Here is a 16,023-nt window from a genome sequence, read left to right as displayed (position 1 = left end):
TAATTTTATACTTTGCAAAGGTAAGTCTTTTTCATTATTCAAACAAATATTTAATAATTAAGTTTTGCTATCTGCTGTTTTCATCGTAACTTTGAAAGCGCAAAACAGAAAGTTTAATGGAAGATTATATACATTTACATGTTCACACACACTATTCTATCCTTGATGGTCAGTCGAAGGTTAGTAACCTTGTCGATAAGGCTATAAATGATGGAATGAAAGGAATGGCTATTACCGATCATGGAGTAATGTTTGGTATTAAAGAGTTTGCAGATTATTGCGCGACAAAGAATAAGGAACGTAAAGCTAAAGGTGAAGAGCCCTTTAAGCCCATCTTTGGTTGTGAGATGTATGTAGCTCGTCGTAAGTTGACTGATAAGGTGAAAGAGATGCATGACAACTCTGGTTATCATCTTATAGTGTTAGCAAAAAACTATAATGGATATAAAAATCTAATAAAATTAGTATCTAAATCTTGGGTCGATGGCTATTATTATCGTCCGAGAACAGATAAAGAACAATTAGAAAAATATCATGAAGACCTTATCATTTGTTCTGCTTGTCTGGCTGGCGAGATACCCTCTAAAATAAGAAAAGGAGACATTGAGGGAGCACGTGAAGCGTGCTTATGGTATAAGAAACTATTTGGAGACGATTTTTACCTTGAGCTTCAACGCCACGAAGTAACTGACCCTAATTTAATAGCTAATCGTGAGGCTTTCCCTCTGCAACAACAAGTGAACAGGGTATTAATGCAGTTTGCTAAAGACTACAATATTAAGCTCGTTTGTACTAATGATTGCCATTTTGAGGATAAGGAAACAGCTGAAGCACACGACCATTTGCTTTGTCTTTCCACCAATGACGATTTAGACGACCCTAAGCGTATGCGCTATTCTAAACAAGAATGGTTTAAAACGCGAGAGGAAATGAATCAGATCTTTAGTGATGTGCCAGAAGCGTTATCAAACACCATAGAAATATTAAACAAAATAGAAATTTATGATATTAATCATGGTCCTATAATGCCCTTCTTCCCTATTCCTGAAGACTTTGGGACAGAGGCTCAATGGAGAGAAAAGTTTAGTAAAGAAGATCTTTACCATGAGTTTACATCTGATGAAAATGGTGAAAATCAGTTACCTGAGCAAGAGGCTAACAAGGTAATAGATCGTTTAGGAGGCTATGAAAAAATATATCGTATCAAGTTTGAAGCCGACTATTTAGCAAAATTGGCGTATGATGGTGCATGCCGATTGTATGGTGATCCTTTACCAGAAGAGGTAAATAGCCGCATTCGTTTTGAGCTTCATGTCATGAAGACCATGGGCTTCCCCGGATATTTCCTTATAGTGCAAGATTTTATAAATGCTGCTGAAAATGAGCTTGGCGTAATGGTAGGGCCAGGACGTGGGTCTGCTGCCGGCTCTGTTGTAGCTTATTGTTTAGGTATTACCAAGATAGATCCTTTGAAATATGACCTCCTTTTTGAGCGTTTCCTAAATCCTGACCGTGTCAATCTTCCTGATATTGATACCGACTTCGACGATGATGGACGTGGTAAAGTCTTGCAATGGGTAATGGATAAGTATGGCCATGAGAAGTGTGCCCATATCATTACTTATTCTACAATGGCTACAAAAAATTCTATTAAAGATGTAGCACGTGTAGAAAAATTACCTCTTGAGCGTTCAAATGCTTTATGTAAAGCCATTCCTGATCGTCTTCCCAACGGAATGAAGATGAACTTGAAGAATGCCATTTCATGCACTCCAATGTTACAAGAGGCTATGGTGAGCGAGAACGAACGTGAACGCAATACTATAAAATATGCTAAAATGCTGGAAGGCACTATACGCGGTACAGGTATCCATGCTTGTGGCTTTATTATTTGCCGCAATCCTATAGACGACTGGGTACCAGTATCTACGGCTACAGATCCTGACTTCCCCGACAAGAAAGTACCAGTAACACAATATGACGGGCATGTTATAGAAACTACAGGATTGATAAAGATGGACTTTTTAGGTCTAAAGACTTTATCCGAACTCAAAGAGGCTTGTAAAGTAATTAAGCAAACTACAGGGAAAGTCATAGACATAGAAAAAATACCTATAGATGATGCTCTGACGTATCAGCTTTATCAAAAAGGACAGACCGTAGGTACTTTTCAGTTTGAATCGGCTGGCATGCAGAAATATCTTAGAGAGCTCCACCCTACTGTCTTTGAGGATCTTATTGCTATGAATGCGTTATATCGACCGGGTCCGATGGATTATATACCAGACTTTATTAAGCGTAAAAACGACCCTTCCCTTGTACAGTATGATATACCTTGTATGGAAAAATATCTTAAAGACACATACGGTATTACTGTTTATCAAGAGCAGGTAATGTTACTTTCACGTCAGCTTGCTAACTTCACCCGTGGCGAAAGTGATGCCTTACGTAAGGCTATGGGTAAGAAAAAGAAAAACATTGTTGACGCCATGAAGCCTAAGTTTATTAAACAAGGGCAGGAGAATGGACATGATCCGAAGATTCTTGAAAAGATATGGAGCGACTGGGAGAAGTTTGCAAGCTATGCTTTTAACAAGTCGCATGCTACTTGTTACTCATGGGTAGCATATCAAACAGCCTATCTTAAGGCACACTATCCTGCTGAATATATGGCAGCATTAATGACAAGGCGTTTTAGTCAGATTACTGAAATAACAAAGCTGATGGAAGAGTGTAAGGCTTTAAAGATAGAAACTCTTGGACCTGATGTAAATGAAAGCCAGATAGGATTTGGAGTAAACAAACATGGAGAAATACGCTTTGGGTTATCGGCTATCAAAGGTATAGGAACAGGGGCTGCTGAAAACATTGTAAAAGAAAGAGAAAAAAATGGTCCTTATAAAGATATCTTCAACTTTATAGAGAGAGTAGATTTATGTAGCATAAATAGGAAGGTTATAGAAAGTTTAGCTTATAGTGGAGGATTTGACAACTTAGGACCTATCAAATGCCGTGAAGAGTATTTTGGTGTGAATGCTAAAGGAGAGGTCTTTCTTGATACCTTGCTACGTTATGGACAGCTTTTCCAAACGGCGAAGGCTGAAGCTGCCAACTCCTTGTTTGGAGGCTTTGATAGTGTTCCCGTTACCCGACCAGCCATTCCTGTAACAGAAAAGTGGGCTACTATAGAAAAACTTAATAAAGAGCGTGAGTTAGTGGGTATATATCTTTCTGCTCATCCGTTAGACGAATTTGCTGTGGTGCTTAATCACTTATGTAATACTCACTGTTCTCAAATACATCGTAATGCCGATATGACAGAATTGGCAAAGACTGAAGAGATTACTTTCGGAGGAATAGTTACTAAAGTGAAAGAGTCTTTTTCTCAAAAAACTAATAAGCCTTATGCTTTTATCTCGATAGAAGATTTTGAAGGTACTGCCGAAATAGCTCTCTTTGGGGACGACTGGATACGCTGGAGCGGATTCCTTAAAGAAAGCTACACTGTATATATCACTGCAAAATGCCAGCAACGCTATAGATATAACACAAAGCTTTACTCACTTAATGTGCAGAACGTACAGCAGCTATACGATGTTAAGAATAATCGTTTAGAACGTTTAACCATAAGCGTAGACGCGTCTACATTAGATGAAAATATGATAAATGAGCTATCTTCAGTATTTGCAAAACATAAAGGGAACACACAGCTTTATTTTAAATTGCGCAATCCTAATAACGAAAGTTTGCTCCTTCATAGTAAAGACACTGTAGTTAATCTTGATCGTAAGCTAATATCTGTACTCGATAGCTATGATGATATAGAATATAAAATTAATTAGACAAGTTCTTGCTTTTATGATGTAGTATTTAATAAAATATTATCATAAGATGAGAAAAGTATTATTAACAATTAAATAAAAAAAAAGATGGAAGTAAAAATTACATCAGAAAACTTTGAAAGTTATAAGAAAGGCAACTTGCCTTTAGTAGTAGACTTATGGGCAACATGGTGTGGTCCTTGCAAAATGGTAGCTCCTATTATTTCTGAATTGGCTGAAGACTACGATGGAAAGATAGTTGTAGGCAAGTGTGATGTAGAGGAAAATGATGATGTCGCTATAGAGTATGGCGTACGTAATATACCTACTATATTGTTTTTTAAGGGAGGAGAACTCGTTGATAAGTTTGTAGGAGCAGCCTCAAAAGCTGTTCTTGACGAAAAGTTTAAGGCTTTATTATAACATTTCTTTTTCAGTTCTTTTAATAACAAACAAAAAGACATATCTATGAAAGCATAGATATGTCTTTTTTTATGAGTTCCATTCACATAAGAGCTTTACTCTTTTTCATAAGAAAAAATAAGGAAAGCTGATAAGGGATAAAACAAAAAAAACTTCTTAAATAAGAAGTTTTTAGTGAGGTGCCTGGCGGAATCGAACCGCCCTACACGGTTTTGCAGACCGTTACCTAACCGCCCGGCCCAGGCACCATTGTGTTTTGCGAGTGCAAAGATACCAATAATCTTCTATTCAGCCAAATAATTATACAGTTTTTTATTAAAAAGCAATACCTATTAGCTTTTGTTATGACAACCTTGCTTTGAATGTTTTACTGTTTTTTGATGTTCCCTTATCTTTTTTCTGATAGCACAACCCTTGCAGCCTCCACATGGATCTTTTGCTGCACGAATAGCTTCTATTATCTGCTTACAAGCATAACATATTGCTATAAATAACACTATACTTATTATAAAATACTGCCACATAAAGTATCTTTATAGCTTAAGCCTCAAAGGATAGTACTTCGTCTACGTAACGTCTTGCCTCTGGGTAAGTAGATTTTACTTTTCTTATTTTGTTTTTAATAATTATTGAAACTATAATACGATAAAAAGCAAAGAGTATTAAACCTATAACTACTGCAAAAATAACATTTAAGATGCCTTTAAACGGCAAGTTTTTATCAGGAAAGGCTGATATTATAAGGATAGGTAACACCATAAGACCACCAGCTATAGTATATTGAGTGCGCTCAGAGCCACTATAATCTAAAGCTGCTTGATAGAAGAAAAGATAGTCTGACAACTCTTCTTCTGAAACCTTAGCACCACGTACAGGAAAACCCGGAGTGCCATCTAATCGTTTTATCTTATTTTCTACTTTATGCTGAAAATCGTTTAATAAAGTAGCCTTATTGTGCCAATCCTTCATTGTGTCATAACATTAATATTAAGAAAAAAACTCCTTTACCTGCCCCCTGCAAGCTTTTCGCTTACAAAAGGGGCATAGCATAAGGAGAAAAGCAGTGCTCCTATAAGCCGGGTTCTGTGTATTACATATCTTTTAATATGCAATATGCCTGTCATTTATCTACTCTAAGGATTGCTCCATAGCTCTAGCATTCTACCCTCCGTTGTGTCTACAGACTTGGACGGGACTATCCTCTAACAACGGTTTACATGAACTTGCAGCTCCTGAACGGCACAGCCAGCTGATCACCCAACTGCTGGTAGTCTCTTACACCACCTTCTCACCCTTACCAATTCTTTAGAATGGCGGTTTTTTCTTCTGCCTACATCTACTGTTACCAATAGCTTCTATTTTCGGAAGCAGGACGCCCTATGCTGCCCGGACTTTCCTCTCGCACATTATAATGTGCCAGCGACAGAGCCAGAACACTGCCTTTATGAGTAGCAAAGGTACATAAAAAGCTTTAAATGACAAAATGGGTAAATAACATTAAAGCATAAATAAAACAAAATGTAAATATTCATACTTTTCTTATTCGCTCTAAATAACTGTTTAGCTTATTGGTAAATTCGTAATTTTTTAATCCCCATTTGGGGGCTAATAATAAGTTATCTGGACTTTGACTTACAAAACGTTCCAAGACAAGGTCTTTGCGAAGCAAGGAAATATAGTCGGCTATTAATTTGATATATTCATCTACTGTATAGAGATGGAAAGGATTTTCTACATACATTTTGGCAAGTTTTGTACCACGTATTATCTGCATTTGATGTATTTTTAATGTCGTCAAAGGTAAAGAAGATATAATAGGAGCTTGTCGCAAGCTCTCCTGCCTATCTTCCCCAGGTAAGCCAAGAATGATATGTGCACCTACACGAATACCACGAGCAGCCGTGCGCTCTATCATCTGACGTGAACAGGCAAAAGTATGACCACGATTTATTAATCGTAACGTAGCATCATTCACTGTTTCTATGCCATACTCTACGAGCAAAAAAGTGACCTTGTTAAGCTCTGTAAAATAGTTGAGTAAATCTTCACTAACACAGTCTGGACGTGTGCCAATGACTATCCCCACAACATCTTCCACTTGCAAAGCCTCGCTGTATAGGCGCTTTAAGTGCTGAATATCACCATAGGTGTTAGTATAAGCCTGGAAATAAGCAAGATACTTCATATTAGGATATTTTCCTGAAAAAAATCTCTTTCCTTCTTCTATCTGACGCGTAACCGATTTGTTTTCTACTGAACAATATGAAGGATTAAAGGTTCTATTATCACAATAAATGCACCCACCCTTGCCTATACTGCCATCTCTATTAGGACAAGTAAACCCTGCATCAATAGAAATCTTCTGAACCTTAAAATTAAATTCTTCATGTAACCAACTTCCAAAATCTCTGTAATACTGCGCCATATTAATACTATATTTATAAAAGCAAAGATACAAAAAGAATATAAAAAAACATCTTCTATAAAAGACAAAGGATAGTTTTTCTTTTTGTAAAAAAAATATATTTAAAAGATAAAAATAACGTCCTAAAAACAAAAATAGATTATTTTTACTTCATTTTTAATCTATTTTTGTATTAAAAATAGATTATTTTCACTTCTCAACGTTTTCGTTTTCAATTACAACACATGTCTTCTTAATAATATATAAATGAGCTTTTTATAAATAGTCTTTGTTAGGTCAAAAGAATGTATCCTTTTCGTATGTTTCTTTTGTTTCTTGCCATAAAAGGTTCTATATTGCTATATTATCCAATATTAGAATTGATTATCCAAAACTTTTGTTCTTTTGCAATACTCCTTAAACTCTTTCCTTGTCATAGCAATACCTTTGGACGCGTTACTGTCAAGTCCGTAGACAAAAGGAGTGGACAGCAAAGTGTATTTGCCTAATTTCAAGCAAATGCGGATTGGCTTGTCATAACCTTTATAGTTCTTGGCTTGCCCTTTTGCCTCCGCCTTTTCTTTTACCAGCGCTTCACTCATATCCATCGCTTCCACTGAGAGTACCTGATAATATCCTTTTACCAAGTGGTTATCCACAGGCGCAAAGTATTTTATCTTTTGGAAATCAACACCAGACAGAATGGATTTATAGCCAGAGAAGAAGATTTGGCTTTGACCATTCAGCACCAGTTCCTTGGCGGCATTCACATGGCTATCTACTGATGCAATGTAGAATGTACCTTTATTAACTGGCTCATCCGAGTATTCCAACCCCTTTTGAGGTATGCTTTCTTCCAACAACCGTTCCCGTCCGTTGTCTTCCTCAAGCCAATGGCGAATCTGTAGGCGCAAGGCTTGCTCCGAATTGTTGGCATTTATGATGATGCTTCCGTCCCCAGCATGCTGCTCTTGGTCGGGGCGCAAGGGGAATGCACCAATCCCAATCAAGCGGTTAGACTGCTGATAGTAATAGTCACCATTCTCTGCGTCAAGTGCCTCCAACGGTATGTGTCCAGGAAACAGCACATAACCAGCTATGATTTCTTTCTTTAAGTGTTCGTGGTCACGTCCTTCTTCCGTGTAGTATATAGCATCACGGTAACGATGCATCTGGTCAATGGCATCAGCTGGTGGCACATCATAACGGCTATCATATCTGCAGCCGTTCTCATCCGTGTCGGCTATTCGGTATTTGGCATCAAACAGGTAGGTGAACTTCATATTACCTTCAGCTTGCTTGCTCAGTCTCAGCACAATGTCAGGACGCTGCACAGTCGTCATGGTGTTTGTTCCGCTTATGGCTGAAAGGGATTTGTCTTTATGCACCTCGGCATTGTAGCATACACTTGCCAATTCAATGCCGTCTTGGTTGATGAAACTCACCGAACCGCCATATACGAGTTGCGGAATAAAGTCGTTGCTAATGTCTCTGCCGTTCACCTTTGGCTTGGCATCCTTGCATAATTCCTTCATAACATCCTGCACAATGTTCTTCACTTTGATAAAGCACCATATCTCATATAGGTCGCAAATGTCCTTCACTTCCAGTTTGCGCAAGCCATCCTCTAATTCGTAGCCCTGTTGCAGTTCCACCCATTTCTCCATAATGGTTTTGTAACCTTGGGCTTGCTTCATAACGAGGTTATCTTGCGTAAATCCCTTGAACTGTCCTACACCACGGAAAAAAGCATTGTTCGAGAGTTGCATCAGCTCGTTCTCCATATCTTCAAGCGAAGTGTCTATGCGCTTCGGGTCGTCAAGGTGCATAGCGGTCATAATGTGTTCCTTCACCACGGCAAAGCGGTGTGTCATTTCCCGAATAGCATATTTCAAGAAACGATTTTCTATTGTGTCATGGCTCAGCGTCAGTTCCTCCGTGCGGTACAAATGGGCAGGATTGTCCTTATGCATCTGGTATTCGTTTTCCAGTTCTCTTGGAATATATGCCATACGTTCCGCTCTCTCATACTTAGCTACGGAGCGCAAACGCTGTTTGGGACGGTCAACGATTTGGCGTGCAGCCTCCATAATGTCGGCATAGCACGACTTGAATATTTGCCACCATATCAGCGGATTACTTTCACCTGTGCCTTGACGCATACTGAGATAAGTATCCTTCAGAAACGATGTACTCAGCATAGCATACTCATACTCTATGTCAGAGATAATTGTCTTCAAGTCTGAGCGGTAGTCAAGTTTATAGCTCAAAACCTCGGTCATGAACTTCAATTCCTTGGATTGTTCTTCCCCTTTCACTTTGTAGGTGATGCAGAAGTCTGTCATACCCACTTGGTTGTGAAAGTTCAGCGACCCATACAGTTCATCACCTGTGCTGATAATGGTGCTTTTGTCCTTACCATCGGTGCGCAGATGGTCGTTGATAGCAAGTGACAATTTTTCTAAGTTCTTGCCCTTACCACGCACAATAAGTGGATATTCTGTATTCTCGAAGAATACGGCTTCATGGCGGATGTCATTTCCTTCCTGTGCGTATCCGTTAAAAGAAAACTTAACATGCTGTGTTTCCGATGTGTAGCGGCACAACAACTTTGCGGCACTGTCAGTATTAATGGTGTCGATACAGAGATTGCGGATGGTCTCGGCTATTCTCCGCTCATGATTAGGACAAGAGAACCTTACAAGCAAGTCCTCGTTTGTCACTTCAAAGTTGAATACACTTGCCATACTTTTGTGAGCATGAATGTTTAGTTCCAGAAAGAAACAAAATGGTCACGCTTCAGTTGGCTGAGCATACTGTCTATCTTTTTGACGGAATGTAGTTTGTCTTGTTCTCCCAACTGATTTGTGATGATGTAGCGCAAGGCGGTAAGTATGTTCATTTCGCCATATTGCTTGGCTTCATCCACATTCACCTCTGCTTTGGCTATGCGTTCCTTGTCTGCTTCCGAATCGGTGATTTTCAGTTTCGTTTCATCGCCCTCTATGCGTGAGAGAATTTTCATCAGTGTAAAGTTGTCAAGTGCAGCTATGCGGTCAGTCTGTCCGAACTCATACGATGCTTGTAGATATATCAGCGCTTCATTGGCGGCACGATAGCCAAGCTTGAAAGGTGTGCCTTCAAGCAAGGCATTGATGCGCTTCAGATAGTCTATGGCAAACTTTGCATCATCGCCCAGATTGTCTATGATTTCCCTTGCTTCGATGTGACGGTCAACGAGCAGAGTGTTCAAGTCTGCATCATCGTTTTCCTCTAATGCCTTAACAATGGCTTTAAGGTCATCGTCTGTTGTGTCGGTAAGAAAACTGTCGTAGTTCACCTCGTTCATTTCTACTGACATGGCTCTGTCGAGCACCTTGCGTGAGAAAGAGAAAGTTGTCTCGTCCATGTTCACAGTACCTATTACAATGAGATTCTTTGGCAAGGTCAGACCTTTCGTTTCAAGATGGTCAACAACCTTTCCTAAGGAAGAATTTTTGTCGGCAGCCGTGAAGTTCGGGAACAACGTGTTTACCATCTTTTTCGCCACTTCTTCTCCAAACGAGTTAAAAGGCTTGATGATTGGGTCAGTCAAGTACTCTTCACCCTCAAAACTACGACTCTCAATGGCACTCAGAAACTCGGCAAAGTATTCCTCCACTGGAGCAAGGTTCATTTCATCGAGACACAAAAAGAACGGCACTTCGGGATGCTGCCATGCCTTTACGATAAACTCAATGAATGGAGTGAACACATAGTGCGGACTTGGAATGTTAGACAGATAACCGATTACGTCCATCGAGTTGTGCCAGTTCGGCTTCACTTGTATCAGTTCAAAATTGGCAGGCGAATGCAGCGTCCAACGGTCATTGGCAAAGTCATCGCCCGTATATCCATTAGCCCTTTGCAACTCCTCGGTAATTGTCGCTTGTGCCAACTTACGCACAATGCGGCTTTTGCCAGTACCGCTGATACCAGCAAGAAGCATAAATGGTTTGGTACGGAGGGCTGTGAGATATAAAATTGAATTGTTTATTGCCAAATCAGTTAAAAAATAATTGATTTGTGTATTAGGATTTTGAATGTCGCTTTTACCCTTTGATAATAGTCCCAATTTGTCACTTTTAAGAACTTTATAAAGTCGCATTCCCTTACTAAGTTCTTTAGACATACTTTTAGTAAGGCCTGCAGAACGTACAATCTCCGTAAGATTTTTGTCTTTTAGAGATTCTCCATATTTGATTGCAAATAGATAATATGAAAGAGAACGATACTCTTTGTTCATATCTTTTAAATATGATACCAATTCGTTAAAGCTGAAATTCTGCTCCATCTTGCTATATCTTTGTCTTATTATTTCCTTTTTCCTCACTAACCGCCTTAATCTCGTCAGTAAGTGTTCTATATTATTCTACCTTCTTTGGCAATTTGTTTGAAGTTTTTTCTATTTTCTTCTCGTTGCTTGCCACTCTGCGCTCCACTTTCTTGATGTCCTCAGCGGGAGGAAGGTTTTCGGGTTTTATGCCTCGTTGCCCCAGCATCTGCCTTACGCTGACATTGTTCTGAATGTGTTCGGCAGTAATGCTCTGTTCACCATAAAGGTCCTTCTGCTCCACATTGTAATTTGTCATTTCTGTTGCGAGGTTTTTTGCAGCAATGGTCAGCGTAGGAAGAAAGTCAGCCAACGGACGTGTTGACTTGACGCCGAGGCGAAGTTTCATGTCTTCGGTGGTATGTCCGCCAAACAAAGCCGTGTCACCTTTTGAACGTATACGACCAAATCCACGGTCATCAACACCACGCTCATAAATGTTGCGAGACAATTGTTTTTCTGAAGCACGTAGTCGATCGCGTGTTTCCAGACGTGACACTTGCTGCAAATGCTCAGCTATAAGTTCAGCCCGCCTTGTCTGTAATGCAAAATAACCTTGTGCAAATGCTATTTCTTCTTTCTTTGGATCACCATTCTGGGTTATGAGATAGCAGGCAAAGCGAGTAAGCATATAGTCCTTGACTTCACGCTTAGCACCTTTTGCCAAGCTTATCATTTTCGTGACCTCACGAAAATGATCATTCACATTGATATTCTGTGATTTACATGATTCGACTGCTCGGCCTATAGCTATAGTAAAATTCTCCCAACGTGCATAGCCAAGAACAGACTGAAGCTCGCGTGCAAACCATACTTCAACCTTTTCTTTGCCATTATCGCTCTCAATGTAATGCGTTATCTCATTGAAAGCGGATGTATGCTGATTTATTCTTTGAATGTCCATGTTATAATATTTCTTTTCCTCACTAACCACCTTTATCTCGTCAGCAAGGACTTTCTGTAACTTCTCTTTCGGTACTATCAACTGATAAATAGCAGATTGTGCGACCACGGCAAAAGTGCTACGGAGCGTAGCACTTTTTCATCATGCCCAGCGTAACGCTCGTAAAATTTCTTTATGTTCCAAAGTTGGCGCGGTGAAACACCCATCTTTGGATAGCGTTCTTTCAGGTCTGCAGACAGTCTTTTTACTACACTATCACCATACCCACTTTCAATCTTGCGCTCATGAAGCATTTGACCAATCTCCCAATAGGCAGTAGAAACATAGCCATTGATATGTCGGGCTATCTCCGTCCGTGCGTGCTCAATTACTGCGACAGCATGTCGCAGTATCTCGGCATAATCGCTACTCCCTATTGAGAGTTTGTTGTCTTTATTGTCTGTTGTCATTTTATCAGTCTATATTGTCTTCCCTGAGAAGGTCAGTCACTTCTACCTCAAGCAGTTTGGCTATCTTCATAAGATTACCCAAATCTGGTTGGCAAGTATTGGTACACCATTTTGATATAGTTGTTTTGTCCTTTCCCAGTTGTTCACCAAGCCATTTGTTCGTTTTCTTTTTTTCAGCAAGAACAACTTTTAGCCTGTTTAATTCTTTATTTGCCATATTCAGATGCGAATTTGAATGTAAAGGTAATTATAATACTTCACATTTCCGCATAAACGCAGTAATATTTGCGCTTATTTTGCAACTTAGTGAAAAATACTCATCACGAGTTAAGTCTACATTTCACTCGTTGTATGGTACTTACTCCTTTACCACTCAACTTCGCCACATCCCGAATGGAATACCCCTTGCGGGCAAACTTATTACTTCCCTATATTCGGCTTTCATCTGTTCTGTCGTTTTTACAGAGCCTACCTTGCGTCCGAGTTTTCCACCTTTCTCGATACATAAAAAGGCTCACGCTGAGGCTATACATTGTTTTACATTTACTTATATACCTTATCCTTTTAAACAAATTAATATATTACTATCTTTTTGCCGACATTTTTTTGTAAATTTGCACAAAGATATTAGAATAGGTAAATATCTATATATACATTCTTAACAGACTTTATAAAAAGATATTTCCATCATATTAAAGACATAACATTAATAGAAAATATGGCAAAAGAACTAAAAGAGCTTACCAAAAGAGCTGATAATTATTCTCAATGGTACAACGACTTAGTAGTAAAAGCTGACTTGGCAGAGCAGTCGGCTGTACGTGGTTGTATGGTGATAAAGCCTTATGGATATGCTATTTGGGAGAATATTCAAGGACAATTAGATAAGATGTTTAAGGCTACTGGTGTGCAAAATGCTTATTTCCCACTGCTAATACCAAAGAGCTTCTTATCGCGTGAGGCTGAACATGTAGAAGGTTTTGCTAAAGAGGCTGCCGTTGTTACACACTATAGATTGAAAACTAAAGAAAACGGTGAAGGTGTAGAGGTTGACCCTAATGCAAAGTTGGAAGAAGAATTGATAATTCGTCCAACAAGTGAAACTATTATTTGGAATACTTATAAGAACTGGATACATTCGTGGCGCGACCTTCCCTTAATGTGTAACCAGTGGTGTAATGTGATGCGTTGGGAAATGCGCACACGTCCGTTTTTGCGTACTTCGGAGTTTTTATGGCAAGAAGGTCATACTGCTCATGCCACAAAACAAGAAGCAGAAAAAGAGGCTAAACTAATGCTAAAGGTATATGCCGACTTTGCTGAGAAATGGTTAGCAGTGCCTGTTATTCAAGGAGTGAAAAGCGAAACAGAACGCTTTGCAGGAGCTTTAGATACATATACTATAGAAGCAATGATGCAAGACGGCAAAGCCTTGCAAAGTGGTACCTCACATTTCTTAGGGCAAAATTTTGCAAAGAGCTTTGATGTAACTTTCTTAAATAAAGAAAATAAGCCAGAACATGTATGGGCAACATCTTGGGGTGTTAGCACTCGTCTTATAGGTGCTTTGATAATGACCCATTCTGATGATAATGGGTTGGTACTTCCACCAAAGATTGCTCCTATTCAGGTAGTTATCATACCTATTTTTAAGGGTGAAGAGCAGCTTGAGCAGCTTAAGAACAAGCTACAACCTGTCATTGATGAGCTACGTGAAGCAGGGGTAACAGTAAAATTTGATGATAGCGACAACAAGCGTCCCGGCTTTAAGTTTGCTGACTACGAGCTAAAAGGAGTTCCTGTACGCTTAGCTATGGGCGGAAGAGATCTCGAAAACAACACCATAGAGGTAATGCGTCGCGATACCTTAGAGAAAGAGAGTGTAAGTTTCGACGGTATTACCGATTATATAAAACATCTTTTAGACGAAATACAAGATAATATCTTTAAGAAAGCACTTGCTTTTCGTGATGCTCATATTTATGAATGTGAGGATTATGAAGAGTTTAAAGAAAAAATAAAAAATGGTGGATTCTTCTTATGCCATTGGGACGGAACAGAAGAAACTGAAGCTAAAATAAAAGAAGACACACAAGCTACAATTAGATGTGTACCATATATGTTCGAGCAAACTTTAGGGGTAGATATGGTAAGTGGTAAACCTGCTAAATATCGCGTATTGATAGCAAGATCTTATTAATTATAATAGCAAGTCCGTATTATATAATGGTTATATAAACCATTATTGCGGACTTTTTTCTAAACATATATATATAATGTAAAGCTTATGAAAAGATTAGTTTTATCTATTGCTATCATTACAGCAGTTTTTAGTGCAAGTGCACAAACCTTTGTTAAGCCAGAGCTAAAAAAAGGAGATGTTGCTCATTATGAGAATGAGACTACTACGAAGATTAGTCTTCCTATGGGAAGTGGTACAAAACAAGTAAAGACAACATATTTATCTACCATCACAGTGAAAGATGTTAATGATAAAGGAGCCTTGCTTGAAGACGTAACATCAAAGCTAAACATAGAAGGAGAAGCTGTTTTGGCTGGTAACACACTTGGCACAGGAAAGTATCTTATAGATACTCCTATATTATTTCAGACAGATAAGAATGGGAAGCTGATAAAAATAGTAAACTATAACGATGTTATTGCAAAGATTTCAAAAGGAGCTATAGCTGACATAGAAAAGCTATATAAAGAAAATCCTGCTCTTGAAAAGAATGTTTCAAAAGCAAAATTAATAATGGCACTTTCTACAAAATTCTCTGAAGAAAATTTGCTCAAGACCTTTACGCAGACTGGTATCTATTCTGTTTATGGGAAAACCTTTAAAAATGGAAATAGTGAGATAAGAGAGTTTGGTGGGTTAAAGATAAAAACAACATGGGGTATTTCTTCTCTTTTAGGCACTACGAGCATTGTTGGTAATAGCAAGGCAAATATGGATAGCGCTGAAACTAAAGATTACATTTTCAGCCAGCTTAAAGAACAAGGGCTTGATGACGATGCTATACAAGGCATAAAAAACAACTGGGAACAGTTAAAACAAATGGGACTGGATAAGGTAGATGCTAATATAACAGAACATATACTTTTATCAAGCAAGAAAATGGTAACTAATTATAGCGCAAAGGCTAAGATGATGATAATGGGATCAGAGGTAGAGCTTAATTCCAATACTAAGTTATTAGATAAATAAGTTTAGATATAAATATATCAGTTTTCCTCTTATGGTATATCCCAATTATGGGGTTGCCTATTAAAAGCAAAAAATAAATAAAAGAGAGTGTGTCAGAAAACACACTCTCTTTTATTTATACTCTAATCATTATCTTAACCATCAAAGCGATATATAGGCGTATAGCTCATTTTGCAGGATGATTTTGAGAAGTATGTATCCTATAGCTCAAATTGCAGGATGATTTTTTCCGATGTTTCTTCGTTGAAGCAGCTTACATATTGTACCTTTGGTTTGCAGTTTGAAGCGTAGTGAAGCTCTGCTGGGGAGCAACTTCATAAGGAATAGAACTGCGCAGATTGACAAGTATGGGCAGGAGTTGCTATCAACGCGGCTCCTGCTTTTTCATACTTAGAGATTCTGCTAATGCCAAGAAAAACCCAGAAATGAACCGCTTGCG

Annotated in this window: 12 protein-coding genes, 1 tRNA gene, 1 other RNA gene and 1 pseudogene; 4 read left to right on the top strand and 11 right to left on the bottom strand. The window is 38.7% G+C overall.

Translation table 11 applies throughout. The features are described from left to right. Window positions 1–116 precede the first annotated feature (116 nt). Both dnaE and trxA read left to right on the top strand, forming a co-directional pair. Complete coding sequence (dnaE, locus tag F596_RS0101375; protein WP_019035572.1) at window positions 117–3,842, top strand: DNA polymerase III subunit alpha; 3,726 nt, start codon at window positions 117–119, stop codon at window positions 3,840–3,842. 87 nt (window positions 3,843–3,929) lie between these two features. Next, on the top strand, window positions 3,930–4,244 hold the full coding sequence (trxA, locus tag F596_RS0101370; protein ID WP_008449269.1) for a thioredoxin: 315 nt from the start codon (window positions 3,930–3,932) through the stop codon (window positions 4,242–4,244). 177 nt (window positions 4,245–4,421) lie between these two features. Here the strand turns inward: trxA and F596_RS0101365 are convergent. The 11 genes and pseudogenes from F596_RS0101365 to F596_RS12105 all read right to left on the bottom strand — a co-directional run. Next, window positions 4,422–4,492, bottom strand: a tRNA-Cys gene (locus tag F596_RS0101365). Between the two features lie 84 nt (window positions 4,493–4,576). Next, complete coding sequence (locus tag F596_RS0101360; RefSeq protein WP_008449273.1) at window positions 4,577–4,768, bottom strand: hypothetical protein; 192 nt, start codon at window positions 4,766–4,768, stop codon at window positions 4,577–4,579. 16 nt (window positions 4,769–4,784) lie between these two features. After that, window positions 4,785–5,213: a hypothetical protein gene (locus F596_RS0101355; protein WP_008449386.1), complete on the bottom strand. Its 429-nt coding sequence runs from the start codon at window positions 5,211–5,213 to the stop codon at window positions 4,785–4,787. Window positions 5,214–5,300: 87 nt separating this feature from the next. After that, window positions 5,301–5,684, bottom strand: an RNA gene (gene rnpB / locus F596_RS11300) — RNase P RNA component class A. An 88-nt stretch (window positions 5,685–5,772) separates the two neighbouring features. Continuing rightward, the gene (gene mnmL / locus F596_RS0101350) at window positions 5,773–6,669 is read right to left on the bottom strand and encodes a tRNA modification radical SAM protein MnmL/YtqA (protein ID WP_019035571.1); all 897 of its coding nucleotides are present in this window, start codon (window positions 6,667–6,669) and stop codon (window positions 5,773–5,775) included. Between the two features lie 353 nt (window positions 6,670–7,022). Continuing rightward, complete coding sequence (locus F596_RS0101345; protein ID WP_019035570.1) at window positions 7,023–9,395, bottom strand: DUF2357 domain-containing protein; 2,373 nt, start codon at window positions 9,393–9,395, stop codon at window positions 7,023–7,025. Between the two features lie 20 nt (window positions 9,396–9,415). After that, the gene (locus F596_RS0101340) at window positions 9,416–10,981 is read right to left on the bottom strand and encodes an McrB family protein (RefSeq protein WP_019035569.1); all 1,566 of its coding nucleotides are present in this window, start codon (window positions 10,979–10,981) and stop codon (window positions 9,416–9,418) included. Window positions 10,982–11,054: 73 nt separating this feature from the next. Then, on the bottom strand, window positions 11,055–11,924 hold the full coding sequence (dinD, locus tag F596_RS0101335; protein WP_024992628.1) for a DNA damage-inducible protein D: 870 nt from the start codon (window positions 11,922–11,924) through the stop codon (window positions 11,055–11,057). A gap of 77 nt (window positions 11,925–12,001) precedes the next feature. Next, entirely contained in the window at window positions 12,002–12,373 is a 372-nt protein-coding gene (locus F596_RS0101330; protein ID WP_019035567.1) for a DUF1016 N-terminal domain-containing protein, read from the bottom strand. 4 nt (window positions 12,374–12,377) lie between these two features. After that, window positions 12,378–12,590 carry a helix-turn-helix transcriptional regulator gene (locus F596_RS0101325; RefSeq protein ID WP_019035566.1) on the bottom strand — a complete coding sequence of 71 codons (213 nt, stop codon included), beginning with the start codon at window positions 12,588–12,590 and terminating at the stop codon, window positions 12,378–12,380. 103 nt (window positions 12,591–12,693) lie between these two features. After that, window positions 12,694–12,881, bottom strand: a pseudogene (locus tag F596_RS12105) (helix-turn-helix domain-containing protein); the annotation flags it as partial. Between the two features lie 210 nt (window positions 12,882–13,091). Here F596_RS12105 and proS point away from each other — a divergent pair. Beyond that, window positions 13,092–14,573: a proline--tRNA ligase gene (gene proS, locus F596_RS0101320; RefSeq protein WP_019035565.1), complete on the top strand. Its 1,482-nt coding sequence runs from the start codon at window positions 13,092–13,094 to the stop codon at window positions 14,571–14,573. A gap of 87 nt (window positions 14,574–14,660) precedes the next feature. Beyond that, window positions 14,661–15,584 (top strand): hypothetical protein, encoded by a 924-nt coding sequence (locus F596_RS0101315; RefSeq protein ID WP_019035564.1) that lies wholly within the window; start codon window positions 14,661–14,663, stop codon window positions 15,582–15,584. Window positions 15,585–16,023 lie beyond the last annotated feature (439 nt).

This window comes from Prevotella amnii DSM 23384 = JCM 14753, assembly GCF_000378745.1.
Classification (GTDB): domain Bacteria; phylum Bacteroidota; class Bacteroidia; order Bacteroidales; family Bacteroidaceae; genus Prevotella; species Prevotella amnii.
This window is presented reverse-complemented; position numbering and strand designations above follow the sequence as displayed.

Coding starts and splice junctions, on each gene's coding strand:
- F596_RS0101340 (WP_019035569.1), bottom strand. CDS start 10,981: ATGGAGCAGAATTTCAGCTTTAACGAATTGGTATCATATTTAAAAGAT.
- dinD (WP_024992628.1), bottom strand. CDS start 11,924: ATGGACATTCAAAGAATAAATCAGCATACATCCGCTTTCAATGAGATA.
- F596_RS0101360 (WP_008449273.1), bottom strand. CDS start 4,768: ATGTGGCAGTATTTTATAATAAGTATAGTGTTATTTATAGCAATATGT.
- F596_RS0101325 (WP_019035566.1), bottom strand. CDS start 12,590: ATGGCAAATAAAGAATTAAACAGGCTAAAAGTTGTTCTTGCTGAAAAA.
- mnmL (WP_019035571.1), bottom strand. CDS start 6,669: ATGGCGCAGTATTACAGAGATTTTGGAAGTTGGTTACATGAAGAATTT.
- F596_RS0101345 (WP_019035570.1), bottom strand. CDS start 9,395: ATGGCAAGTGTATTCAACTTTGAAGTGACAAACGAGGACTTGCTTGTA.
- F596_RS0101330 (WP_019035567.1), bottom strand. CDS start 12,373: ATGACAACAGACAATAAAGACAACAAACTCTCAATAGGGAGTAGCGAT.
- F596_RS0101315 (WP_019035564.1), top strand. CDS start 14,661: ATGAAAAGATTAGTTTTATCTATTGCTATCATTACAGCAGTTTTTAGT.
- dnaE (WP_019035572.1), top strand. CDS start 117: ATGGAAGATTATATACATTTACATGTTCACACACACTATTCTATCCTT.
- proS (WP_019035565.1), top strand. CDS start 13,092: ATGGCAAAAGAACTAAAAGAGCTTACCAAAAGAGCTGATAATTATTCT.
- F596_RS0101355 (WP_008449386.1), bottom strand. CDS start 5,213: ATGAAGGATTGGCACAATAAGGCTACTTTATTAAACGATTTTCAGCAT.
- trxA (WP_008449269.1), top strand. CDS start 3,930: ATGGAAGTAAAAATTACATCAGAAAACTTTGAAAGTTATAAGAAAGGC.